The sequence below is a fragment of the Microlunatus parietis genome (assembly GCF_013407955.1).
Taxonomy (GTDB): Bacteria; Actinomycetota; Actinomycetes; order Propionibacteriales; family Propionibacteriaceae; genus Microlunatus; species Microlunatus parietis.
Genome location: NZ_JACCBU010000001.1, coordinates 1,490,892 through 1,512,759, shown reverse-complemented (window position 1 = coordinate 1,512,759; position 21,868 = coordinate 1,490,892). Strand labels below are relative to the sequence as shown.

The 21,868-nt window shown below is 69.4% G+C and carries 26 protein-coding genes; 12 read left to right on the top strand and 14 right to left on the bottom strand.

What is annotated here, in order from left to right; translation table 11 throughout:
* Positions 1 to 7: 7 nt before the first annotated feature.
* Together BKA15_RS07180 and recO are read right to left on the bottom strand one after the other, a co-directional pair.
* On the bottom strand, positions 8 to 1,552 hold the full coding sequence (locus BKA15_RS07180; RefSeq protein ID WP_179749368.1) for a M1 family metallopeptidase: 1,545 nt from the start codon (positions 1,550 to 1,552) through the stop codon (positions 8 to 10).
* Positions 1,539 to 2,279 (bottom strand): DNA repair protein RecO, encoded by a 741-nt coding sequence (gene recO / locus BKA15_RS07175; RefSeq protein ID WP_179749366.1) that lies wholly within the window; start codon positions 2,277 to 2,279, stop codon positions 1,539 to 1,541. Before recO ends, BKA15_RS07180 begins: the two co-directional genes overlap by 14 nt.
* An 18-nt stretch (positions 2,280 to 2,297) precedes the next feature.
* Here recO and BKA15_RS07170 point away from each other — a divergent pair, with 18 nt between their 5' ends.
* Positions 2,298 to 3,071, top strand: a complete 774-nt coding sequence (locus tag BKA15_RS07170) for an isoprenyl transferase (protein ID WP_179749364.1) — start codon at positions 2,298 to 2,300, stop codon at positions 3,069 to 3,071.
* Between the two features lie 387 nt (positions 3,072 to 3,458).
* Here the strand turns inward: BKA15_RS07170 and BKA15_RS07165 are convergent, their stop codons facing one another.
* The 7 genes from BKA15_RS07165 to BKA15_RS07135 form a co-directional block, all read right to left on the bottom strand.
* Complete coding sequence (locus tag BKA15_RS07165; protein ID WP_179749362.1) at positions 3,459 to 4,292, bottom strand: CPBP family intramembrane glutamic endopeptidase; 834 nt, start codon at positions 4,290 to 4,292, stop codon at positions 3,459 to 3,461.
* A gap of 44 nt (positions 4,293 to 4,336) precedes the next feature.
* Positions 4,337 to 6,379 (bottom strand): NHL repeat-containing protein, encoded by a 2,043-nt coding sequence (locus tag BKA15_RS07160; RefSeq protein ID WP_179749360.1) that lies wholly within the window; start codon positions 6,377 to 6,379, stop codon positions 4,337 to 4,339.
* A gap of 133 nt (positions 6,380 to 6,512) precedes the next feature.
* Positions 6,513 to 6,914, bottom strand: a complete 402-nt coding sequence (locus BKA15_RS07155; protein WP_179749358.1) for a Fur family transcriptional regulator — start codon at positions 6,912 to 6,914, stop codon at positions 6,513 to 6,515.
* A gap of 10 nt (positions 6,915 to 6,924) precedes the next feature.
* Positions 6,925 to 7,923 carry a metal ABC transporter permease gene (locus BKA15_RS07150; protein ID WP_376766826.1) on the bottom strand — a complete coding sequence of 333 codons (999 nt, stop codon included), beginning with the start codon at positions 7,921 to 7,923 and terminating at the stop codon, positions 6,925 to 6,927.
* Positions 7,923 to 8,738: a metal ABC transporter ATP-binding protein gene (locus BKA15_RS07145; protein WP_179749356.1), complete on the bottom strand. Its 816-nt coding sequence runs from the start codon at positions 8,736 to 8,738 to the stop codon at positions 7,923 to 7,925. Before BKA15_RS07145 ends, BKA15_RS07150 begins: the two co-directional genes overlap by 1 nt.
* A complete protein-coding gene (locus tag BKA15_RS07140) occupies positions 8,729 to 9,736 on the bottom strand; it encodes a metal ABC transporter substrate-binding protein (protein WP_246322283.1) in 1,008 nt (335 codons plus the stop codon). The genes BKA15_RS07145 and BKA15_RS07140 overlap by 10 nt, the downstream gene beginning before the upstream one ends.
* An 88-nt stretch (positions 9,737 to 9,824) precedes the next feature.
* Positions 9,825 to 10,115, bottom strand: a complete 291-nt coding sequence (locus tag BKA15_RS07135) for a DUF6703 family protein (RefSeq protein ID WP_179749354.1) — start codon at positions 10,113 to 10,115, stop codon at positions 9,825 to 9,827.
* A 116-nt stretch (positions 10,116 to 10,231) separates the two neighbouring features.
* On the opposite strand from BKA15_RS07135, the gene BKA15_RS07130 reads away from it, so the two are divergent.
* From BKA15_RS07130 to BKA15_RS07120, 3 genes are all read left to right on the top strand, one after another.
* Positions 10,232 to 10,558, top strand: coding sequence for an antibiotic biosynthesis monooxygenase family protein (locus tag BKA15_RS07130; RefSeq protein WP_179749352.1), 327 nt, complete (start codon positions 10,232 to 10,234; stop codon positions 10,556 to 10,558).
* A 61-nt stretch (positions 10,559 to 10,619) separates the two neighbouring features.
* Positions 10,620 to 12,011, top strand: coding sequence for a glycine--tRNA ligase (locus BKA15_RS07125; protein ID WP_179749350.1), 1,392 nt, complete (start codon positions 10,620 to 10,622; stop codon positions 12,009 to 12,011).
* A gap of 21 nt (positions 12,012 to 12,032) precedes the next feature.
* Positions 12,033 to 12,743: a helix-turn-helix domain-containing protein gene (locus tag BKA15_RS07120; protein ID WP_179749348.1), complete on the top strand. Its 711-nt coding sequence runs from the start codon at positions 12,033 to 12,035 to the stop codon at positions 12,741 to 12,743.
* Here the strand turns inward: BKA15_RS07120 and BKA15_RS07115 are convergent.
* Entirely contained in the window at positions 12,725 to 13,300 is a 576-nt protein-coding gene (locus BKA15_RS07115; RefSeq protein ID WP_179749346.1) for a dihydrofolate reductase family protein, read from the bottom strand. The two genes, BKA15_RS07120 and BKA15_RS07115, sit on opposite strands and share 19 nt — an antisense overlap.
* Positions 13,301 to 13,405: 105 nt before the next feature.
* On the opposite strand from BKA15_RS07115, the gene BKA15_RS07110 reads away from it, so the two are divergent.
* Positions 13,406 to 14,110: a class I SAM-dependent methyltransferase gene (locus tag BKA15_RS07110; RefSeq protein WP_179749344.1), complete on the top strand. Its 705-nt coding sequence runs from the start codon at positions 13,406 to 13,408 to the stop codon at positions 14,108 to 14,110.
* A gap of 8 nt (positions 14,111 to 14,118) precedes the next feature.
* Here BKA15_RS07110 and BKA15_RS07105 read toward each other — a convergent pair whose 3' ends face one another.
* Both BKA15_RS07105 and BKA15_RS07100 read right to left on the bottom strand, forming a co-directional pair.
* The gene (locus tag BKA15_RS07105; RefSeq protein ID WP_179749342.1) at positions 14,119 to 14,511 is read right to left on the bottom strand and encodes a PIN domain-containing protein; all 393 of its coding nucleotides are present in this window, start codon (positions 14,509 to 14,511) and stop codon (positions 14,119 to 14,121) included.
* Complete coding sequence (locus BKA15_RS07100) at positions 14,511 to 14,759, bottom strand: hypothetical protein (protein ID WP_179749340.1); 249 nt, start codon at positions 14,757 to 14,759, stop codon at positions 14,511 to 14,513. The genes BKA15_RS07105 and BKA15_RS07100 overlap by 1 nt, the downstream gene beginning before the upstream one ends.
* Positions 14,760 to 14,841: 82 nt before the next feature.
* Between BKA15_RS07100 and BKA15_RS07095 the strand changes: the two genes are divergently transcribed.
* Genes BKA15_RS07095 through dusB form a run of 3 tightly spaced genes read left to right on the top strand, consistent with a single transcriptional unit; the run spans position 14,842 to position 16,627 of the window.
* Positions 14,842 to 15,096, top strand: coding sequence for a type II toxin-antitoxin system Phd/YefM family antitoxin (locus BKA15_RS07095; RefSeq protein WP_218871869.1), 255 nt, complete (start codon positions 14,842 to 14,844; stop codon positions 15,094 to 15,096).
* Complete coding sequence (locus tag BKA15_RS07090) at positions 15,093 to 15,482, top strand: type II toxin-antitoxin system VapC family toxin (RefSeq protein WP_218871112.1); 390 nt, start codon at positions 15,093 to 15,095, stop codon at positions 15,480 to 15,482. The genes BKA15_RS07095 and BKA15_RS07090 overlap by 4 nt, the downstream gene beginning before the upstream one ends.
* Entirely contained in the window at positions 15,479 to 16,627 is a 1,149-nt protein-coding gene (gene dusB, locus BKA15_RS07085; RefSeq protein WP_179749333.1) for a tRNA dihydrouridine synthase DusB, read from the top strand. Before BKA15_RS07090 ends, dusB begins: the two co-directional genes overlap by 4 nt.
* Positions 16,628 to 16,829: 202 nt before the next feature.
* On the opposite strand, the gene BKA15_RS07080 is transcribed toward dusB, so the two are convergent.
* Positions 16,830 to 17,990, bottom strand: a complete 1,161-nt coding sequence (locus tag BKA15_RS07080) for a hypothetical protein (protein WP_179749331.1) — start codon at positions 17,988 to 17,990, stop codon at positions 16,830 to 16,832.
* A 78-nt stretch (positions 17,991 to 18,068) separates the two neighbouring features.
* Between BKA15_RS07080 and BKA15_RS36285 the strand changes: the two genes are divergently transcribed.
* Together BKA15_RS36285 and BKA15_RS07075 are read left to right on the top strand one after the other, a co-directional pair.
* Positions 18,069 to 18,197 (top strand): hypothetical protein, encoded by a 129-nt coding sequence (locus BKA15_RS36285; protein ID WP_281385197.1) that lies wholly within the window; start codon positions 18,069 to 18,071, stop codon positions 18,195 to 18,197.
* A 164-nt stretch (positions 18,198 to 18,361) separates the two neighbouring features.
* Positions 18,362 to 18,919 (top strand): hypothetical protein, encoded by a 558-nt coding sequence (locus tag BKA15_RS07075; RefSeq protein WP_179749329.1) that lies wholly within the window; start codon positions 18,362 to 18,364, stop codon positions 18,917 to 18,919.
* Here the strand turns inward: BKA15_RS07075 and BKA15_RS07070 are convergent.
* Positions 18,835 to 19,911 (bottom strand): aldo/keto reductase, encoded by a 1,077-nt coding sequence (locus BKA15_RS07070; RefSeq protein WP_246322282.1) that lies wholly within the window; start codon positions 19,909 to 19,911, stop codon positions 18,835 to 18,837. The genes BKA15_RS07075 and BKA15_RS07070 overlap by 85 nt on opposite strands.
* An 89-nt stretch (positions 19,912 to 20,000) precedes the next feature.
* Here BKA15_RS07070 and BKA15_RS07065 point away from each other — a divergent pair, with 89 nt between their 5' ends.
* The gene (locus BKA15_RS07065) at positions 20,001 to 20,591 is read left to right on the top strand and encodes a TetR/AcrR family transcriptional regulator (RefSeq protein WP_246322281.1); all 591 of its coding nucleotides are present in this window, start codon (positions 20,001 to 20,003) and stop codon (positions 20,589 to 20,591) included.
* A gap of 131 nt (positions 20,592 to 20,722) precedes the next feature.
* Entirely contained in the window at positions 20,723 to 21,802 is a 1,080-nt protein-coding gene (locus BKA15_RS07060) for an HD domain-containing protein (RefSeq protein WP_179758299.1), read from the top strand.
* Positions 21,803 to 21,868: the final 66 nt, after the last annotated feature.

Below are 21,868 nucleotides of genomic sequence, written 5' to 3'. Positions count from 1 at the left end.
CATACCGTCAGCCGAAGCCATTCGCTGCGGTGGGATCCGGTGCCGACGTCGACCTCAGCCAGGCGTCGAAGAACGGCCCGAGGTCCGTCGACGTCTTGGCCTGGGCGGCCGCCATCCACTGCTCGACGCTGCGCGGGCCCGGATCGGCGGCCCACTCCCTGGCCAGGGCGAAGAACGCCTCGTCGCCGATCACGGTTCGCAGGGCCTGCAGGGTCATCGGGCCGCGGGCGTACACGGTGCTGAACAGCTGACCGGGGCCCGGATCGATCATGGTCACCCGCCAGAAGTCGGGCCGGTCCTTGACCCTTCCGTACATGTCCGCGAACGCCTCGGCCGCCGGCTGTCGGCCGGTTCGCTCCCGGTACAGCCATTGTGCCCAGGTCGCGTACGACTCGTTGATGAAGATGTCGTCCCACTGGGCCAGCGTGACGTGGTTGCCGTACCACATGTGGGCCAACTCGTGCATGATCAACTCCGGCGCGAAGTCGTCGTCCAGGATCGCCTGCCGCTGGTAGATCGGCCGGGTCTGTGTCTCCAGCCCGCCGAACCAGAAGTCATGCACCGGGACGACGCCGCCGAACTCGCTGAACGGGTACGGCCCGAACGCCTCCTCCATGATCGTGATCATGGACTCCGACTTCTCCAATTGGGCGAACGCGATCTTGCGCTCCGGCTCCGTCAGCTGCTCCGAGACGGCGTAGAGGTACGGCCGCCCGGCTGCGACGCCTTCCTTGATCTGGTACTGCCCGATCGAGATGAAATTGAGATAGGTGGCCATCGGCTGCCGGGCGATCCAGCGCCAGGTGTCGTGGTCGGCCTCCTCGGCGGTGTCCCGGGACTCCAGTCGCCCGACGCTGATCACCTCGAAGCCGGCCGGCACCCGGACGCTGACGTCCATCAGCGCGACGTCCGACGGATGATCATTCGACGGATACCACCAGGCCGCGCTCTCCGGCTCGCCGGCCGCCGTCCACTCCTGGCCGGTCGCATACCAGGCCCGGGTTTCGTTGCGCTGCACGGCTCCCGGCTCGCCGGCGTACTCGATCGTGATCTTGAAGTCGCGGCCGGCCGGCACCGGTTCCCTCGGCGTGATCTTGACATCCTGGAAGCCGGCCTTGGCGTGCCGCGCCGGTGCGCCGTCCACGAGGACCGACTCGACCGGCAGGGCAAGATCGACATAGAAGGACGGCAGCGTCTGGTCGGCCCGAGCGGTGATCACGGTCCGGCCGCTCAGCCGCTTCGCGGCCGGGTCCCAGTCGACCGAGATCGTGTACTTGATCGCGTCGTAGCCGCTGCTGCCGTAGTCCGGGAAGTACGGGTCGCCGACTCCCGGCCGGCCGCCGGCCGGATCGGGCGCCACAACCGGCGGCTGCTCGGTCCAGCGGGAGACCAGGAACGGGATCCCGACCGGCACGGCGACCGCCAGGAACGCGATCACGGCCATGATCACGGCGAAGACGTACGCGGCGCGGTACGGACGGTGGCGCACCGGAGTCTCGTTGAAGCGGCCCCACGGATCGGGCGGCCCCCAGTCGGGGTCAACGCTCGACATGCGCCAGTGAACGGAGGTTGCGATCCAGGTGCCAGGCGACGTAGCCGCCGGTGATCGAACTGGCCTCGGCGACGACCGCCTCGGGCTGGTTGCGGGTCGCCTCCCAGCGGCCTTCCAGCAGGGCGCTGAGCAGCGCCAGCGTGTCCGGAGCCGGCCGGCTCGACCCGGGCGGCCGGCACGGCTCGCAGACCACCCCGCCGGAGGTGGGGGAGAAGGCCCCGTGCGGACCGGCCAGCCCGCAACGGGCACAGTCGACGAACGACGGTGCGTAACCGGCGATGGCGACCGCGCGGAGCAGGTAGGAGTCCAAGATCATCGACGGCGTCCGCGGCCCGTCCCGGGTGCCCGACTGCAGCACCCGCAGCGCCCCGGCCAGCAGCAGGTAGTGCTGCACCGCCGGTTCCCGCTCCTCGGCGACCAGCCGGTCGGCGGTCTCGACCATCGCGTGGCCGGCCGTGTATTTGCGGTAGTCCTGGCCGAGTTCGTCGCTGTTCGGCTCCAGCGTGACCGCCTGGGTGATCACGTCCAGCGACCGGCCCACCGCGAACTGGAGATCGACCCGGGAGAACGGCTCCAGCCGGGCCCCGAACTTGGAGGAGGTGCGCCGGATCCCCTTCGCGACCGCGCGCAGCTTGCCGTGCCGACGGCTGAGGACGGTGATGATCCGATCGGCCTCGCCCAGCTTGTGGGTCCGGAGGACGACGGCCTCATCGGAGTAGGTCGGCACCCGGCTATTGTCCCCTACGTGCCAAGACGTTCCGGGCAGCGCACGCCGCCCACTCCTCACCCGAGCGGTGCCCGGCCGCCGCGGATTCCAGCGGCCAAGCTGCCGCGGCACGTGGCGATCGTGATGGACGGCAACGGCCGCTGGGCCAAGGCGCGCGGGCTGCCCCGTACCGACGGGCATTCGGCGGGGGAGTCGTCCCTGTTCGACGTGATCGAGGGGGCCATCGAGGTCGGCGTGAAGTACCTGTCGGCGTACGCGTTCTCGACCGAGAACTGGCGCCGGTCGCCGGACGAGGTGCGCTGGCTGATGGGCTTCAACCGCGACGTGATCCGGCGCCGGCGGGACGAGCTCGACGCGATGGGGGTACGGATCCGCTGGGCCGGTCGGCGGCCCCGGCTGTGGCGCAGCGTGATCTCCGAGCTGGAGGCGGCGGAGGCCCGTACGAAAGACAACGACGTGATCACCCTGCAGTTCTGCGTCAACTACGGCGGCCGGGCCGAGATCGTCGACGCCGCCCGCCGGATCGCCGAGGAGGCCGCGGCCGGCCGGCTCGACCCGTCCCGGCTCACCGAGGACCGGTTCCGTCGCTTCCTGGACGAACCGGACATCCCCGACGTCGACCTTTTCGTCCGGTCCTCCGGCGAGCAAAGGACCTCGAACTTCCTGGTCTGGCAGTCCGCGTACGCCGAGATGGTCTTCCTGGACCGCCTCTGGCCCGACTTCGACCGCCGGGACCTCTGGCGAGCGATCGAGCTCTACGCCGACCGCGAGCGCCGCTACGGCAAGGCCTGACCCCCAGAAAACCCGCCGACCGGTCACAAAAGCAGGCGTAGCCAGTCCTGAGCCTGTCGAAGGGGCGTGTCGCTGCGGAACTGCCCGGTCGGTGCAGGGGAGGGAGGGCCGGTTCGGGATCGCGGTGCGGGCGGCTTCGGCCATGTAGGTCCGTTCGGTGATCAGCCGCGGTTGGGCGGGCGGCAGTGGCGTCGGGTCGGCGGGTGAGACCGAACTCGTGGGGCGGGTGGGCAGGTGCGGTCAGCGTCCGAGCGGGAGATGTCACGATTTCTCTTGGCTTGGGACGATTCGGGCGGGATCAAGCGCTTACCGATTGGTGCGAAGAGAAATCGCGACATGGATGGGGCGACAGGAGCGCGAACATGGACGAAGGCGATCTGCTGACGGTCAGTAGATGAAGATCGGCAGCCAGCCGGGGTTGTGGGCGTGGACCAGGACGAACCACAGCACACAGTCGAAGATCAGGTGCGTACAGACGACGTAGGGGAGTGATCGGGTCCGCTTGAAGATGTAGCCCTGGACCAGGGTGAACGGGATGGTGAGCAGCGGACCCCAGCTCTGATAGCCCAGTTCCCACAGGAACGACACGAAGATGATGGACTGAAGAATGTTGGCCTGCCACATCGGGAAGTGGCGCCGGAACAGAGCGAACGCGGTGCAGATGAAGAACAACTCGTCCCACAGTCCGACGGCGTTCACGGCGACGCCGAGCCTGATCAGTTCGCTCGTCTCGTGGACCGCAGGCCAGTTCAGGTAGGTGCCGGACCTGATGAAGTAGAAGGGCAGGATCAGCCAGGCCAGTGCGACGACGACGACCAGGTACCAGCGCTCCAGTCTGGTCCAACGCCGACCGGTGTTGACCGGGAACCGGATCACGTGACGTTTCAGGATGAACCGGTCGATCAAGTACGGCGCGCTCGCGGCGAACGCGAGTACGCCGCCCATCCGGAGGAAGTTGAACCAACTGATGTCGGCCTCGAGCGAGATCAGGCCGATCGGAGCCAATCCGATCCCGATCAGCAGCAGGCTCTTGCCGAGGTCGCGATCCAGCAGCATCGCGACCACGATGCTGATCGCCAGGGTGAGATAGCCGGAGAGTTGATGCTGCACGCCGAACAGCAGCACCGCGGAAGCGGACACGCCCGCGGCGGGGATCAGACCCCAGGAGAACCGTGGCGGCGCAGGCGTTTCCGCCTCACTCGCCTGCTCGGCCGCGGTCATCCGGTCATCATGCCAGGTCGGCCCGCCCTGATCTCATCGACCAGTCACACGGTCAGGTCGACCTTCGCGAGCTTCCGGTTCGAGAGCGTCCAGGCGGTCATGGACGAGCCGATGAAGCCGAGCTGTGGGAAGGTGTACCAGGACCGGCCGAGGTCCTGGTTGCGCAGGACGGCGTTCGTGAGTCCGGGGCCGAGTCGGTACAGGTGGACGTCGGCGGCCGACTCGGCGATCACGGCGGCGAAGACGTGGCCGCCGTGCCGGACCACCTCGCCGTAGCCGGGCAGCATCCGGACCCAGTTCCCGTTGGCGTCCTTGGAGGAGCCGGCCACCCGCTTGCCCTGCGCGAGGTCCCAGGCGAACCAGTAGCCGGACGGCACCTTGTATACGCCGTAAACGAGGCCGTCGAGGTGAGCGATGCTCATCAGGGCGGTGCCCTCGCCGAGCGGGGTGAAGGTCCTCTCGACCGCCAGCGTGGCGAGGTTGAGGACCGTGATCTGGGCGCCGGCCGCGCCCGGCGGCACCGCCTCGTCACCGGCCGAGCGGTCACCGGCGAGAAAGATCTTGCCGGCGTCGAGGTCGACCGAGACCACGGCCTGTCCGGGCAGCAGGCCCTTCAGCACCTGGAGGCTGTTCGCGACCGCCGGCTTGATCACCGCCAGGGCCCCGTCGGCGACGCCCTTGTTGGGTTTCGTGGCGATGAAGACGCGGCCGGTGGCGTCGTCGACCTCGAGATCCATTGGCCGGTACTGGTCGTTCTGGATCCGGGCCAGGGTCCGCTGGGCCCCGGTCGTGCGGTCGATCGCGTGCAGCTCGGTGGAGGGGTAGATGGCGGCGACGAGGTCGTTCCCGCAGACGCCGACCGCCTTGGCCTCACCCCGGACCGGATACCGTATGGAGGCGCCGGTCGAGACGTTGTGCATCGTGACCGCGTTGCGCCCGCCGACCCAGGCCACGCTCGCACTCGTCGAGGCACAGAGCGAGTGGACGAGTTCGCCACCGGCCGCCTGTGGCGCGAGTTCGGCCAGATTCCGTTCCTGATAGGCGCCGGTGGCCAGGGCGAGGTCCCAGACGATGCCGTCCTCGGTGCAACCGACGAGCAGCCCGGGGTCGGCCAGTCCGATGCCGGCGTGGCGCAGCGTGGACGTCGACTGGGCCAGCTTGACGAAGGTGCTCGAACCGTCCGAGAGCCGGTGGATCGCACGGTCGACATCGGCGACGTAGAGCGCTCCGGTGGCCGGGTCGTGCACGAGCCGGTCCAGCGACGCCGGAGCGGTGAGGGTCTCCAGCCCGGTGCCGTTGAGGTTCATCCGGAGCACGGTGCGACCACTGAGGGCGTACACCTTCGAGGCGCTCAGTGCGATGCCGTTGTAGCCGGTGACGGTCACTCCGTCCGGCTTCGGGATCCGGTGCAGCTCGGTCCAGGCGCCGCTGTTGCGGGGCCGGCGGACCAGGACGCCGTCCCGGGTCGTGGCGACGTAGACGTGGTCGGCGTCGACTGAGAGCCAGCGGGCGTAGAGCGAAGTGGCGGCCGGAACAGCCTGCCCGAGCGAGGTCACGGTGCCGGTGCCGGGATCGTACGCGCGGACGATCGCTCCGGCGGCCGGGTCGTAGAGCCCGACGTAGACCTTGCCGTCGGGCGCCACATCCATGGCGTACGGGAGGTTGCCGAGACTGGTGGCCACCCGGGTGAACGCCTGCGTGCTGGTGCTCCAGCGGTACAGGTCGCTGCCGGACCAGGGCGCCGAATACACGACCGAGCCGTCCGGCGAGGGGTGCAGGCAGTAGGCGCCGTCGTTCTGCTTGCCGTTGGCGCCGGTCACCGGCAGGTAGGAGAGGTTCGTGACCTGCCGGTTGGCGAAGTCGTACCGGAGATGGCGGACCGGCGAGAGACCGCGGCTGGTCAGGTAGCCGGTGCTGCCGTGGACGCCGAAGCCGGACAGTTCGCAGGACAGCGAGGCCTCGTCGTACACGGTCGGCGTCGCGGCCCGGGCAGGCCAGGTCGTCGAACTTCCGACCGCTGCGGTCGCCAGGGACGCGGCGCCGAGCTGCAGGATCCGACGGCGTCGCAGTGGGAATGCTGAAGACATGGCAGGATCTCCCGAAGCATGAGCCGGCCGCACCGTCTGATCGACCCGCGAGAGCATCGTTGCGCGCAGATCGGTACGTTACGGACGACCTTGACGCACGATTGGGGACGTCCGCAAGAGGTGTCTCAAGGGCTCAGTGCTCGGCGCAGGTGCCGAAGATCTCCAGATCGTGGCTGACCTCGCGGAAGCCGTTCTCCTCGGCCACCCGGGTGGCCCACCGCTCGACTGCCGGTCCGGTCACCTCGACCGTGCGGCCGCAGACCCGGCAGACCAGGTGATGGTGGTGCCCGGTCGAGCAGCGGCGGTACGCCATCTCGCCGTCACCGGTCCGCAGCGCGTCGACCTCGCCGGCGTCGGCCATCGACTGCAGCGTGCGATAGACCGTGGTCAGCCCGATCCGGTCTCCGTTGCCGCGCAGCACGTCATGGATCTGCTGTGCGGTACGGAACTCGTCCAGGTCGGACATGATCGCGTGGACGGCGGCCCGCTGCCGGGTCCGGCGCTGCGGCGATGCGGTCGCGTGGCTCTCGGGCATGTCGTCCAGCTCAGTGCTCGTCGTAGTGGCCCGCGTGCGGGGCGTGTCGGTGTCCGTCGTGGACGTAGTCGATGTGGTCTCCGTGGCGTACCGGTTGGTGGCCACAGACCTCGTTGTGCTCGTGCGGATGGTCCGGCGCCGGTTCGTGCGGCGTCGGCTGGTCGAGGTCCTCGCTCAGTTCCGGTAGCACGGGGAGCACTTTACGACGGCGGGTCGCAAGAATCGAGAAAGGCCAACTGAGCGCGAAGACGGCGATCGCGAGGACGACGATCATCGCCCCGGGCGGGGAGTCGGCGTAGAACGAGGCGGTCGCGCCGCCGACGGCGACGACGACGCCGATCACGATCGCGCCGACCAGGCCGGCCCTGAAGCCGCGGGTGAGGTTCTGGGCGGCGGCCACCGGGATCACCATCAGGGCGCTCACCAGCAGCAGCCCGACGGTCCGCATCGCCAGTGTCACGGTGATCGCGGCGACGACGACGATGATCAGGTTGTAGAGCCGGACCTTGAGCCCCTGCACCCGGGCGAAGTCCTCGTCGGAGGTGACCGCGAACAGTTGCGGCGCCAGGCCGATCGTCGGCACCAGCACCACCACGGTGAGCACGGCGACCATGATCAGATCGCCGTCGGTCACGCTGGTCAGCGAGCCGAACAGATACTGCGACAGCGCCCCGGCCCCGGCGCCCGCGATCCCCGACATCAGCACCCCGGCGGCCAACCCGCCGTAGAACAAGATCGCCAGGCCGACGTCGCCGGTGGCCTTGCCCTGTTGCCGGAGCAGCTCGACGATCACCCCGCCGATCACGCAGACCACGACGGCGACCGGGATCGGCTGCTGGCCGGTGAGCAGGGCCAGCCCGACCCCGGCGATCGCGACATGGCCGAGGCCGTCGCCGAGCAGGCTGAGCCGCCGCTGCACCACGTAACTCCCGATCGCGGGCGCCATCAGCCCGGTCAGCAACGCGGCGAGCAAAGCCCTTTGCATGAAGGGATATTGCAAGATCTCGATCATGGCCGGCCGTTCCCCTGACTGCCGTTCGGCCGGACCAGGTCGGTCTGCTGCAGGATCGCGCCGCCGATCGGATCCGGTGCGGCGGGCTCCTCGCACTCGTGGCCGCCGGCGTGCAGGCCGGGGATCCCGGCCAGGCTGCCCTGGTACGCGACGCGTCCCTCCCGCAGGACCACGGCCCGGTCGATCTGCTCGGCGAGCGGACCGATCTCGTGCAGCACCACGAGCATCGCGGTGCCGTTGTCGGTGAGCCGGTCCAGCACCCCGGCCAGCACCTGCTGGTGCTCCAGGTCCACGCCGGCGGTCGGCTCGTCCAAGATCAACAACTGCGGCTTGCCGACCAGGGCGCGGGCGATCAGGACCCGCTGCTGCTGGCCGCCGGAGAGCCAGGAGACCCGGTCGCCGGCCCGGCCGGCCATCCCGACCACCTCCAGGGCCTCGGTGACCGCGCGCCGGTGGGCCTTCCCGGCCGGCAGGAACGGGGGCCGCTGGGCCAGCAGCCCGGCGCCGACGACCTCGCGGACCGTGGCCGCGCTGGTGCCGACCGGAGTCCGCTGCGGCACGTAGCCGATCCGTCGCCAGGACCGGAACAGCCGCTGCGGCCGGCCGAACAGGGCGATCGTGCCGTGCTGGTACGGCAGCAGCCCGACCACCGTGCGGACGAGCGTGGACTTGCCCGAACCGTTGCCACCGAGCAGGGCGACCGTCTCGCCGACCCCGACGCTGAGGCTGATTCCGCGCAGGACCGGCAGGCCACCGAGCTCGACCGACAGGTCGGTGGCCTCCAGGACGGTCTCGGCGGAAGTCAGCTGCATGAGTTGGCGGACTTCAGCGCGGTGAGGTTGGCACGCATGATCTCAAGGTAGTCCGTACCGCGCGATTGCTGGGTGATGCCCTCGATCGGATCGAGAACATCGGTCTTCAGCTTGAGGTCGGCGGCGATCGCTTCCGCGACGGCCGGTGAGACCAGCGTCTCGTAGAAGATCGTGGTGATCTTGTGCTCGGTCGCCTCCTCGTGGATCTCGGCGATCCGGGCGGGCGACGGCTCGGCGTCCGGGCTGATCCCGCTGATCGCGAGCTGGGTCAGGCCGTAGCGCTTGGCCAGGTAGCCGAACGCGGCGTGATTGGTGATGAACTCCTTGCGCTCGCACTGCTTCAGGCCGCTGGCGTACTCCTGGTCGAGGCCGGTCAGTTCCTTGGTCAGCGCGTCGGCGTTGGCGGTGTAGTCGGCGGCATGATCGGGATCGATCGCGGCGAGCCGCTCGGCGACCGCCTTCGTGATCGTGATCATGTTGTGGGGATCGAGCCAGACGTGCGGATCGAGGCCGCCGTGATCGTGCTCCTCGTGCTCCCCGCCTTCCTCGGTCTCCTCGCCCTCGCCGTGATCGTGTTCCTCGGCGGCGACCGGCTGCAGCGGGACGACGGTCGACGTCTCCAGCACGTTGTCGCCGGCGTTCTGTTCCACCCCGGCGTCGACGGCGGGCTGCAGCGTCTTCTCGTACACGACGAGATCGGCCTTGGCCAGCTCGGCCACCTGCTGCGGGGTCAGCTCGAGATCGTGCGGTTCGGCTCCGGGCTGGGTCAGGTTCTGGACTTGTGCATGAGGCCCCGCGACGCGCTCGGCGATGAACTGGAACGGGTAGATCGAGGTGAGTACGGACAGCTGACCAGGCTGCGCCGCGCTCCCTCCGGTTCCGGTTGGGGACCCGCACGCCGCAGCAAGGAGGAGGAATGACGACGTGACCAGGCCGATGAGCGCGCGCGGGAACCTATGCATGAAAACCATTTTCAATAAGATACTCGGCCCCGTCAAATCCGCCGGCCCGGGCGTTCCGTGCAGGCAGGAGAAAGGGGACGATCCGGTCGCGGTGCGCGGACCCGATCGTCCCCGAATGGGCCGGTCAGAAGCGGGTGATCGCCAGCACGGCGATCAGGGCGAGCATGACGGCGCGGATCGCCTTGCCGCTGGTGGGGATCGCGGGCCAGGACAGGTACGAGATCCAGGCGATGAACGCGAACACCAGCAGGAACGCGATCATGGCCACTGGCAGCGGTGCGAAGGCTCCCACGGCGACCAGGGCGAGCGTCGCGATCGGGATGATCAGGCGCGGCAGGGCCGTCAGGCGGACCAGGGCCGGCCGGCTCACCCGCTCCATCGACTGGCGGAACGTGGGCTGTGTCGGCTCGGACATCTGACCAGTGTAGGGAGGTGTCCGGGATCCAGCTCACTCCGCTCGAACGAGTCCGTTTCGGCCCTGCTCGGCGAACGCGCGCTGGATTTCGGTCATCAGGCCCTATCCTCGTCCGAATGATCGCGATCAGCCGCTTCCGGGTCCCGGTGGCCGAGGCCGCCTCGTTCGCCGACCGGGCGGCCGCCGCGGTGCGGGTGCTGGAGGCCGCGAAGGGCTTCCGCAGCGTCGACTTCGGGCGCAACCTGGACGATCCGGAGTTGTGGACGATCACCACCCGGTGGGCCGACGTCGGTTCCTACCGGCGGGCGCTGCAGGGGTTCGAGGCGAAGTCGGTCGTGGTGCCGCTGCTCTCGGTCGCGATCGACGAGCCGAGCGCGTACGACGACGCGGAGCTGGTCGGCGAAAACCAGGCCCGGGGTTCCGGGCTCGGGCCGTTATCCTGAGGCGTCGGTGCGAATCCCGTACCGCGAGAGAAAATCCTTCATCACCGTATTGGAGCAGCACGTGGCCGCCGCAAGTCGTCTGGACAATGTCACCAGCCTCTGCAAGAGGCGCGGATTCGTCTTTCCGGCCGGTGAGATCTACGGCGGTACGCGCTCCGCGTGGGACTACGGCCCGCTCGGCGTCGAATTGAAGGAGAACATCAAGAGGCAGTGGTGGCGTTCCGTGGTCACCTCCCGCGAGGACGTGGTCGGGCTGGACTCCTCGGTGATCCTGCCGACGCCGGTCTGGCAGGCCTCCGGGCACCTGGACGTCTTCACCGATCCGCTGGTCGAATGCCTCAGCTGCCATCGCCGGTTCCGGGCGGACCATCTGCAGGAGGAGTTCGCGGAGCGGAAGGGGATCGACAATCCCGACGACGTCCCGCTGACCGACGTCCCCTGCCCGCACTGCGGCACCCGCGGCCAGTACACCGAGCCGCGCGACTTCAACGGGATGCTCAAGACCTACCTCGGCGTGGTCGAGGATGCGTCCGGCCTGCACTACCTGCGGCCGGAGACCGCGCAGGGCATCTTCGTCAACTTCGCCAACGTGGTGCAGACGACGCGGAAGAAGCCGCCGTTCGGCATCGGGCAGGTCGGCAAGTCGTTCCGGAACGAGATCACGCCGGGCAACTTCATCTTCCGGACCCGCGAGTTCGAGCAGATGGAGATGGAGTTCTTCGTCGAGCCCGGGACGGACGAGGAGTGGCACCAGTACTGGATCGACGAGCGGACCAACTGGTACGTCGACCTCGGCGTCGACCGGGACAACCTGCGGCACTTCGAGCACCCGAAGGAGAAGCTGTCCCACTACTCCACCCGGACCGTCGACATCGAATACCGGTTCGGCTTCGCGGGCAGCGAGTGGGGCGAGCTGGAGGGCATCGCCAACCGGACCGACTTCGACCTTTCGACGCACAGCAAGGCGTCCGGGCAGGACCTGTCCTACTTCGACCAGGCCAAGAACGAGCGCTACACCCCGTACGTGATCGAGCCGGCCGCCGGCCTGACCCGATCGCTGATGACGTTCTTGATCGATGCCTACACCGAGGACGAGGCGCCGAACACCAAGGGTGGCGTGGACAAGCGGACCGTGCTCAGGCTTGATCATCGGCTCGCTCCGGTGAAGGCCGCCGTCCTGCCGCTGTCCCGCAACGAGGCGCTGTCCCCGAAGGCCCGTGATCTTGCCGCCGAGCTACGCAAGAACTGGAACGTCGACTTCGACGACGCCCAGGCGATCGGCCGCCGCTACCGCCGGCAGGACGAGATCGGCACGCCGTACTGCATCACGGTCGACTTCGACACCCTTGATGATCATGCTGTCACGGTCCGCGAGCGGGACTCGATGGCGCAGGAGCGGGTGTCGCTGGACAAGATCACCGACTACCTGGCGACCAGGCTGATCGGCTGTTGATCATGGACCCGCGGTAGTCCGATGCGCCTGCAGTTCGGCTCGCGCGCGTCCGATTCGCCGTGGATCGCCACCGTGTGGACCTGCCGGAGCGACCAGGTCTCGGAGATGACCTCGGTCGCCTCGGAGACCTGGGGCCTGGTGTTCTGGCAGCAGCTGGGGAGGTCGTACGCGAGCGTCGCCGGACCGGAGAGCCGGACCGGGACCGCACCGGTGCCCGAGGGCGCCATGTTCGTCGGGATCCAGTTCGCCGTCGGCACCTCGCTCCGGGCGGTGGCCGGGACGGACCTGCTCGACGGCGGCCTGATGCTGCCCGACACGACCCGGCGGTCGTTCCGGCTGGACGGCGTCCGGTGGCCGACGCCCGGTGCCGACGACGCCGAAGCCCTGGTCGAGCGGCTGGTCCGGCGGGGCGTCATCGAGCGCGACCCGCTGGTCGCGGAGGTGTTGCGCGGCGGGCGGCCACCGGTCACCGAGCGCACGGTCGAGCGGCGGTTCCGGGCCGCGACCGGGCTACGGCAGGGCGCCGTCCGGCAGATCGAGCGGGCCCGGACAGCAGCCGTCCTGCTCGGTGACGGCGTGCCGGCGGCCGACGTGGTCGACAAGCTGGGCTACTACGACGAGCCTCATCTGGCCCGGGCGCTGCGCCGCTACGTCGGCCGGACGGCCGGCCAGCTCCGGGCCGGCGCGGGCGGGGCGATCGCGCTCGAGGTCGGTCAGCGCACCACCTCGTAGACGAGCTTCGCCACCCCGTTGGCATAGCTGTCGGCGTCGCGCAGGCGGAGCTTCTGCTTGCCCGGGTCGGTCCGCGGGAACACGCTCTTGCCGGCGCCGAGCAGGACCGGGAAGACGAGCAGGTTGTACCGGTCGATCAGGCCGGCCTCGGCCAGTCGCAGGCCGAGCGTGGGGCTGCCGTGAATGAAGATCCCGCCGCCGTCCTGTTCTTTCAAGGCCGCGACGTCCTCGGTGGACCGGAGGACGGTGATCGGGCCCCAGCCGTCGACCAGCGCGTCCTCGCCCAGGGTCGACGAGACCACGTACTTCGGGATCTCCTTGTAGGCCGCGTGATCCTCCGAGCCCGGCCAGATCGGCGCGAAGGCCTCGTAGCTGCGCCGGCCGAACATCAGCGCGGCCGTGTCCTCGAGCTCCTCACTCTTCAGCGAGTACGCCTCCTCGGAGAACTCCACGTCGAACACCCAGCCGCCGCCGTCATGCCCCTCCGACTCGCCACCCGGCGAATCCATCACGCCGTCGAGCGACATGAACCCGGTCCAGACCAACTCCCGTGCCACCGAAACCTCCTCCAAGTCGTTGCTGAGGAGGCCGACTCTAGTGTCGGGAGCCCTGCGGGTCTTGGACGAAACCGACGACGACGATCTCGGGCTACGGTGTTGATCATGACCGGGCGTGGGCAACTGTCACGCTGGGCCGACCTCGGCTCCGCGCAGGACTTCGATCGCCGCTACAGCAGGGATTCCGTGGACGTCTGGGTGTCCCGGCTCGCCGGGCTCGGGCCGATCGGCGCCGGCGACCTGGTCCTCGACCTCGGCTGCGACCTCTCGGCGACGTTCGTTCGGTACGCCGGCGGGCGGGACTCACCGGTCCGCTGGCTGGTCGCCGATGCGCAAGCCGTGCCGTTGGCCGACGGCTCGGTCGACTGCGCGATCATGTCCCTGCTGCTGCACCGATTGCCCGATCCGGCTCAGGCGGTCGCCGAGGCCCGTCGGCTGCTCCGGCCGGGCGGATCGTTGTTGATCAAGACCGTGCTGCCGGCCGACGCGGCGGGATCGCTGCCGTACCGACTGTTTCCGACCGTGGCCGCCGCCCAACTCGCCCGGCTGCCGGGGCTTTCCATGATCACGAACTGGCTGTCTGCAGCGGGATTCGGCGAGGTCACCAGCGAACGCGTCCTGCGGGACCGGCGCATCGATGCCGAACGCCTGGCGTCCACCGCGGTGGTCGATGCGAAGGCTCGATATCCCGATCTCGACGGACACGAGCTACGCCAAGGGCTGCGCCGCCTTCAGGAGGAGTCGGCTCTGCACTCGGGAAATTGGACCGAGCAGCGCGGGACCGCCTTGGTCCGAGCGGCCGCTTCCTAAGAATCAGGTCAGAGCCTGAGGATCTCGATCGCCGGTCCGCACAGCAGCTCCAAATCCTCGGGATCGGAGGTCGCAACCGTGACCGGCGCAGGTGCCGACCGCGCGATCGCTGCCAACGTCGCGTCAATGGCGTGTTTGTGACCGCTCAACCCATGCGTTCGCAGCAGCTCGGCGGCTCCATCACCGACCTCGCGAGTGATGGGATGCACATCAATGTGGGAAAGAGTCCAGGCGATTCGAGACCGGTGCACTCGAGCCTGCTCGGCCTCAAGGCGAGTCATCGTCGTCGTTCCGATACGGATGCCTTCCTGTCGCGCAACCTCGACTCTCGCAAGCATGCGCGGCTCCTGCAGGTAAAGCCTCGACAATCCCTCGGAGTCCAGCAGCAGAGTGCCCGCCATCAAGCGGCAGCCCCTGAGGACCCGTCGCGGTGATGGGTGAGTTCCTTGCGCGCGGCCTCGATCTCCTCTTCGGTCAGCGGATCGTGGTTCTTTTCGAAGTCCGCGACGAGTTCACCGAGCTTGTCCATGGCGACCTGTTGTTCGAGGGCCGCCGCGATGTACGCGGAGAATCCGCCGGGTCCGACGCGTGCGCGTACGTCCTCGGCAAGTTCCTCGGGCAGACTCACCGAATACTTCTTGCTGGCCATGGGCGCTATCCTACCAGCGGTAGTATGACGGGCAGAAGTTGGCTGCCGGCACGGATTCAGATATTCTGAATCCGTGACCACCATGACCGCTGCCGAAGCGTCGCGGAACTTTTCCGCGGTGCTGGACCGGGCTGAGCACGGGGAGACGATCACCATCGTGCGGCACGGTCGCACCGTCGCGACTGTGTCCCCGGCTCCGAAGAAGACGGGTCGGGACCTGCGGCTCGCACTCGAGAAGGCCGCCATTCCGCCGCCGGACGACGAATTTGAGGCCGACATCGCCGCTGCGCTGTCCTTCGTCTCGAGCGACGTGAGGGACCCGTGGGCCGAAAGTTGATTCTGGACACGGGTGTGCTGATCGCCTACGAGCGCGGGAAGCTCGAGCAGTCCATCTTCGACGATGATCAAGTCGTGATTGCTGCCGTGACTCTTGCCGAGTATCGGGTCGGTATCGAACTGGCCGACTCTCAACCGCGGGCAGCAGCGCGTTCGCGGAGCCTCGACGTCTTCCTTGCCGAACTCGAAGTGCTCGACTACACCTCGCGGACTGCCACTCACCATGCCCAGCTGCTCGCGTATACCCGTCGTTCTGGAACGACTCGCGGCGCGCATGATCTGATCATCGCAGCTCATGCACTCGAGTCGAGCCGGACCGTCGTCTCGCTCGACGCGAAGGCCAAGTTCGGCGATCTGCCGGGCGTCGTAGGGATCACGCCGTCATGACAGACACCGTCGAGACCCACAAGAGCCTCCGGCTCGGACCGCACCTGGTCGAGACGCCGGTGGTGCTTGCGCCGATGGCGGGCATCACCAACGCCGCGTTCCGGCAGCTGTGCCGGGAGCAGGGCGCCGGGCTGTACGTGTGCGAGATGATCACGTCGCGCGGCATCGTCGAGCGTGACCGCAAGACGGTGCAGATGCTGCAGTTCGACCCGGGCGAGAAGATCCGCTCGGTTCAGCTGTACGGCGTCGATCCGCTGATCATGGCCGAGGCGGCGGAGATCCTCTGCAACGAGTACGGGGTCGGCCACCTGGACCTGAACTTCGGCTGCCCGGTGCCCAAGGTGACCCGGAAGGGCGGGGGAGCGGCGCTGCCGTACAAACGGGACCGGCTGGCCGCGATCCTGCGCGCGACGGTCACAGCCGGCGAACGCTACGGCGTGCCGGTGACGATGAAGACCCGGATGGGCATCGACGAAGATCATCTCACCTACCTGGACGCCGGCCGGATCGCCGAGGACTCGGGCTGCGCGGCGATCGCGCTGCACGGCCGGACCGCGCGGCAGGCCTATTCCGGCGTGGCCGATTGGGACGCGATCGCGAAACTCAAGGCGTCTGTGAGCATCCCGGTGCTCGGCAACGGCGACATCTGGGAGGCGGCCGACGCCCTGCGGATGGTCGAGCAGACCGGTGTCGACGGCGTCGTGATCGGCCGCGGCTGTCTCGGCCGGCCCTGGCTGTTCCGTGATCTTGCCGATGCGTTCGCCGGCCGGCCGACCCGGACCCTGCCCCGGCTCGGCGAGGTCGCGATCATGGTCCGCCGGCACGCCGAGCTGCTGGCCGGGCTGAGCAACGAGCGGCACGGGCTGACCGACCTGCGCAAGCACATGGCCTGGTATTTCAAGGGATTCCCGGTCGGCAGCGAGATCCGCCGGCAGCTCGGCCTGATCACCAGCTTCGATGATCTTGACCGGGCGCTCGGCCAGCTGGATCCGGACCTGGAGTTCCCGGTCGGCGAACTCGGGCTGCCGCGCGGGCGTCAGGGCTCGCCGCGGGACCGGGTGGCGCTGCCGGAAGGATGGCTGGACGACGACTCGGGCCGCGATCTCGATCTTGCCGCGGCCGAGATCGGCGTCTCGGGTGGCTGATGGTGCCGACGATACGGCGCGGGTCGTCCGCCGGGTCCTGATCATCGTCGGCGTCGGCCTCGGCTGACGGCCACCTCCCGGGATGTGGTCTACCACCGTTCACCGCTGGCGATGTACGGCTCGGTCCCGATCGCCGCCGTGATCTGCGCGGCCGGCGCCTGGGGCTGGACCCGGCTGTCGAAGAAGGAGCGCCTGGCCCGGGTCAGGCGTCGCTGAGCACTCCGCGGAGCCGATTCCGTGCCCAGCCGGCGAACCGGCACGCGGCAGCGGTGCCCACCGCGACGATGATCATGAGGGCCAGCCAGGCGATGTTGATCATCGGAAGCGCGGCCGCCAGCCCGGCGAGCGACGGGTACGGGATCGAACTCAGCCGGTTCAGGGCGAACAGCCACTCGCCGACGACGACACCGAACCCGGCCAGCACCAAGGACAGCTGACCGGCCGGATCCGCGTCGGCCGGTGCCGGATCAGCCGGCCGGGCCGGATCGACCGGCGCGTTGATCAGGCCGCCCAACCGGATCAGCCCGGCGATCGCGCGGATCAACCGCACCAGCAGATTGGCCACGGCGGCGAGAACGATCATGACGCAGCCGATGATCACCAGCCACTCGATCACCGAGGCCAGCACGGTTCCCCGATCGACGCTGACCCGCCCCGAGTCCGGGTTCCGGAGCCAGTTGACGATCAGTAGGGCGACGGTGCCGAGGACGTACAGCCAAGCCACCGGACGAAACCTGCCCTGGTCGGACCGGGTCACCTTGTCGCGCAAGCCTGCGGCCGCCGGCGGCTCGGGCGTCAGGTGTCCCGCCAGCCTGGGTAGCGCCTCCGCCCGCCAACGTCGGTCCGCGATCACGAGGCAGGGGATGGCGATCACCGCACCGACCAGCAGGGCAGCCGCGCTGATCACGACCGGACGCGAGCCGTCGAGCCGGTCGAACGCGACCCCCAGGACGACCGGCGCGGCGATGAGCAGGCCGACGGCGGTGATCATCGAGATCAGGTACGGCCTCCGGCTGACCGGACCCCGCGGATCGGGCACCGCGAGCCCGGCACCGGGCTGTTCCCCGGCCCGGATCAGGAGACCGGCCAGGGTGATCTGCTGCGCCGTCCGCGCAGGCCCGATCACGAGCAGGCCGAGGCCGAGTGCGGCGAGGGTCGGCAGCAGGGCCTCGGCGACGAGCCGGCCGGCCGGCCAGCCGGGCGGCAGCACCTCCGGCCCCTCTTCGACGAACAGGCCGAGCGCCAGCACCAGCAGGAAGCTGATCATGCTGGCCACGGTCGTCGCCTGGGCGAGCCGGAACACGGTGTGGGCGATCACGAACGCCGGACCGGCCTTCGGTTCGGCGCCCGACGAAGAGGTCACCGGCAGACCCTAGCCCGCTCCGGCTGTGGCGATCCACGAGCCACCGCGATCCTCTGTGGCGAGGCGATCCAGGCGACCATGATCGCGACAGTGATGTTCGGACTGATCCTCCGGCTCGGGCCCCGCCTGCTGGCCGTGCCGCTGCACCGGTTCCTGATCTTGCTCCTGCAGACGGCGCTGGTGCTCGGCTTCGCCGCCGACTGGTGAGCGCGGACCATCCCTGGGACCTGCGCGCGATCATGCCGGGCGCGATCTTGCTGATCGGGGTCGGCTAGCTGCGCCTGGTCCAGGCCGGCGGCGTCCAGCTCTGGACCAAGGCCGCCACCGCGCCGCGACCGCTGCCGCGGTGGCGCCTTCCGCCCGGCCAGGCGTTGCCGGACAGCATCGCGACGGCGGCCGGCATCCTCCTCGTCGCGGCGGTGATCAGCTGGGTCTTCGGGGACGCCGGCCACCGGCTGCCGACCTTCGCCGAGACGGTCCCGGCGGTGGGCGTGGTCCTGGTCCTGATGTTCCTCCGCTGGTGCGTCCGCTTCCGCGACGAGACCTTCGACCTGGCGGGCGTGCCGACTCAACTGGGGCAGTTCGCCGACCTGGCCCTCACCCTGACCGTCGTTGTGGCTGGGTTCGGAGCGGCCGGCAGCAGCGGTCCGGCGTCGGCCGTGGCCGCCGCTGCGGCTCTTGTCGTCGCGATCATCGAGTTCGTCCTGCTGCTGCGGCATCGCCGGGAAGCGGGCTGGGCTCGGTGCGTCCTCGCGACTCTGGTGCTCGCCGCCCTGGCCGTTCCGATCTCGGCCGCGCTCCGGGCCCTCGTACCCGACCTGAACGCCGTGCCTCGGCGAATTCCTCAGCTACGGTGCTGGACTGCTCCTGAACTGACGGCCGGAAACAGCGGGGGTGCCAGCCGCGCGAAGCCCTCCTGGCGGTGGTAGGGGAAGTGCGGGTACGGCGGGACCCGGTAGCTGATCTCGTCGAGGCGCCGGACGTGTTCGGGATCAAGGCTCCAGCCGACCGCGCCGAGGTTCTGCCGAAGCTGGTCGGCGTCGCGAGCGCCGATGATCACCGAGGCGACGGTCGGCCGGCCGATCAGCCAGTTGAGCGCGATCTGCGGCACGGTACGGCCGGTCTGCTCGGCGATATCCAGCAAGACGTCGACGACGGCGTAGAGCAGGGCGTCGTCCACCGGCGGCCCGAACTCGGCCGTCGTGTGCAACCGGCTGCCGGGCGGAATCGGGTGATCGCGGCGGATCCGGCCGGTCAGCCGGCCCCAGGCGAGCGGACTCCAGACCAGCGCGCCGACCTGTTGATCAAGACCGAGCGGCATCAGTTCCGCCTCGTAGTCGCGGCCGACCAGGGAGTAGTACACCTGGTGACCGACGTAGCGGGGCCAACCATGATCATCACTGGCGTGCAGCGACTTCATCAGTTGCCAGCCGGCGAAGTTCGAGGCGCCGATGTAGCGGAGCTTGCCCTGCTGGACCAACTGCTGCAGGGTGCTCAGCACCTCCTCCACCGGGGTCGCGGCGTCGAAACCGTGCACCTGGAACAGATCGAGGTGATCGGTGCCCAGCCGGCGCAGCGCGGCCTCGACCGCGCCGATCAACCGGGACCGCGACGTTCCCGCGTCGGCCGGGCCGGACCCGGTCGGCAGACCGGCCTTGGTCGACAGCAGCACCTGGTCCCGCCGGCCCCGGATCGCGGCGCCGACGATCTCCTCGGAGGCCCCGTCGGAATAGACGTCGGCGGTGTCGATCATGATCGCACCGGCGTCGACCGCGATGTTGATCAACTCCCGGGCCTGCGCGACCTGGGTGTTGCCCCAGCCGCTGAACAGTGGCCCGCGACCGCCGAACGTCCCCGCGCCGAAGCTCAGCACCGGGACTTTGAGCCCGGACCCTCCGAGTCGTCGGAACTCCATGATCATCCTCCTATTGATACGCTGATCTCGTTAGTAGAATGCGTCGGAGCGGGCCGGCAGGACCAACGGGAGTCTCGTTAAGCATGGTGATCGCGATGGAGCGCCCGGGCGGACGGACCGCCCGGGTCCGGCGCGCGGTGATGGTGGCGACCGAGGACGTGATCGTCGAGCACGGGCCGGCCGGGATCGATCTCGGCGACGTGGCTCGGCGGGCGGGCGTCGGCCGGGCCACGGTCTACCGACGCTGGCGTACCGCCTCGGGGTTGATCGCCGACCTGCTCGCCGACATGGCGGAACGGTCTGAACCCCGGGCCCGGACCGGGCGCCTCGAGACGGACCTGCTGGCCAACGCCCGCCTGGTCCAGCGCACGCTGAACAGCCGTCGGCAGGGCCCGATCTTCCGCGCGGTGATCGCCGCCTCGACGACCGACCCCGAGTGTGCGCGGGCGCTGCACGACTTCTACCGGACCCGGCTGCGTACCTGGGCGCCCTGTGTCGTCGAGGCGATCGACCGCGGCGAGGCACCGCCCGGCACCGACCCGGTCGCCGTGATCACCGCCGTCTCCGCGCCGCTGTACTACCGGTTGCTGCTCTCCGACCAGCGGCTGGATCGCCGCGCGGTCGAGCAGGCCGTGGCGGTCACCCTGGCCGGCGTCCGGGCCGGGGCCTTCGTCGTCGAGTGCTGAGCCCATCCGTCACCCAACCGCCGAGCGGGCGTGGCGGGCGGCTCGGCCACCGGGGTTCTCGCCGGACTCGTTACGCTCGGCGGGTGAGCGATCCCGAGATCACGGCCCGCGCCCGGGCCTGGGCCGAGACGATGGCCGGTCATGATCATGACGGTGTCGTGCGAGCCCATAGCGACTCGTCCCTGACGATGCGGCCGGCGCCGCTGGTGACCCGGGAGCTGCGGGAGGAACGCGAGCGGCTGCTGTTGCGGCCGGGCGCGACCGTGGCCGAGGGGGCCGGTCATCGGGCCCGGCAGGAGGCGCCGGACCCGGAGCGGACCTGTTTCGAACGGGACCGTGACCGGATCGTGCATTCCGCCGCGTTCCGCCGGCTGGCCGGCAAGACGCAGGTCGTCGTCCATCCCACCGACCATCAGCGGACCCGGCTGACCCACGCGATCGAGGTGGCCCAGGTGGCGACCTCGATCGCCCGTTCGGCCGGCGTCAACGTCACCCTCGCCGACGCGATCGCGCTCGGCCACGACTGCGGCCACGGTCCCGGCGGCCACGCCAGCGAGGACGCCTTCGACGCGTTCATTCCGGAGGGCTACGACCACGGGCCGTGGGGTGCGAACGTCGTGCTGTCCGGGCTCAACCTGTGCGCCGAGACGCTGGACGGGATCCGCAACCACTCCTGGTCGCGGCCCGCGCCGAGCACGATCGAGGGCGAGATCGTCAGTTGGGCCGACCGGATCGCGTACTGCGCGCATGATCTGGAGGACGCGATCCACGCCGGCATCGTCACCCTGGACGACGTACCGAAACAGGTCGCCGAGGTCGCCGGCCGGACCCGGCGCGAGCAGTTGGGCACGTTCATCCGGGCGGTTGCCGACACGATCGACCGGTACGGCACCGTCGGCATGGAACCCGCCGAGGCCGCCGCGCTCGCCGAACTGCGCAACTTCAACTACGAGCGGATCTACGTCCGGCCGGCGTCGCGCGAGCAGTCCCGGGCGGTGATCGAGGTGCTGCACGCCCTGGTCGAGTTCTACGCCGCCCATCCCGAGGCGATGCCGGAGCCGCCGGACGACGACGCCGGCACCGAGACCGCGGTCCGAGCCGCCGTCACGTACGTCGCCGGCATGACCGACCGGTACGCCTTCTCGTCGGCGGTCTCCGAACTCGGCTGGGACCCGGATCGGCTGCCGCAGGGAATCGATCACGGCGAATGATCAAGTTCACCGAGTGAAAGGCCGGGTCCCCGGCGGCCGGCCGGGCGCCGCGCCGCCCTACGATGA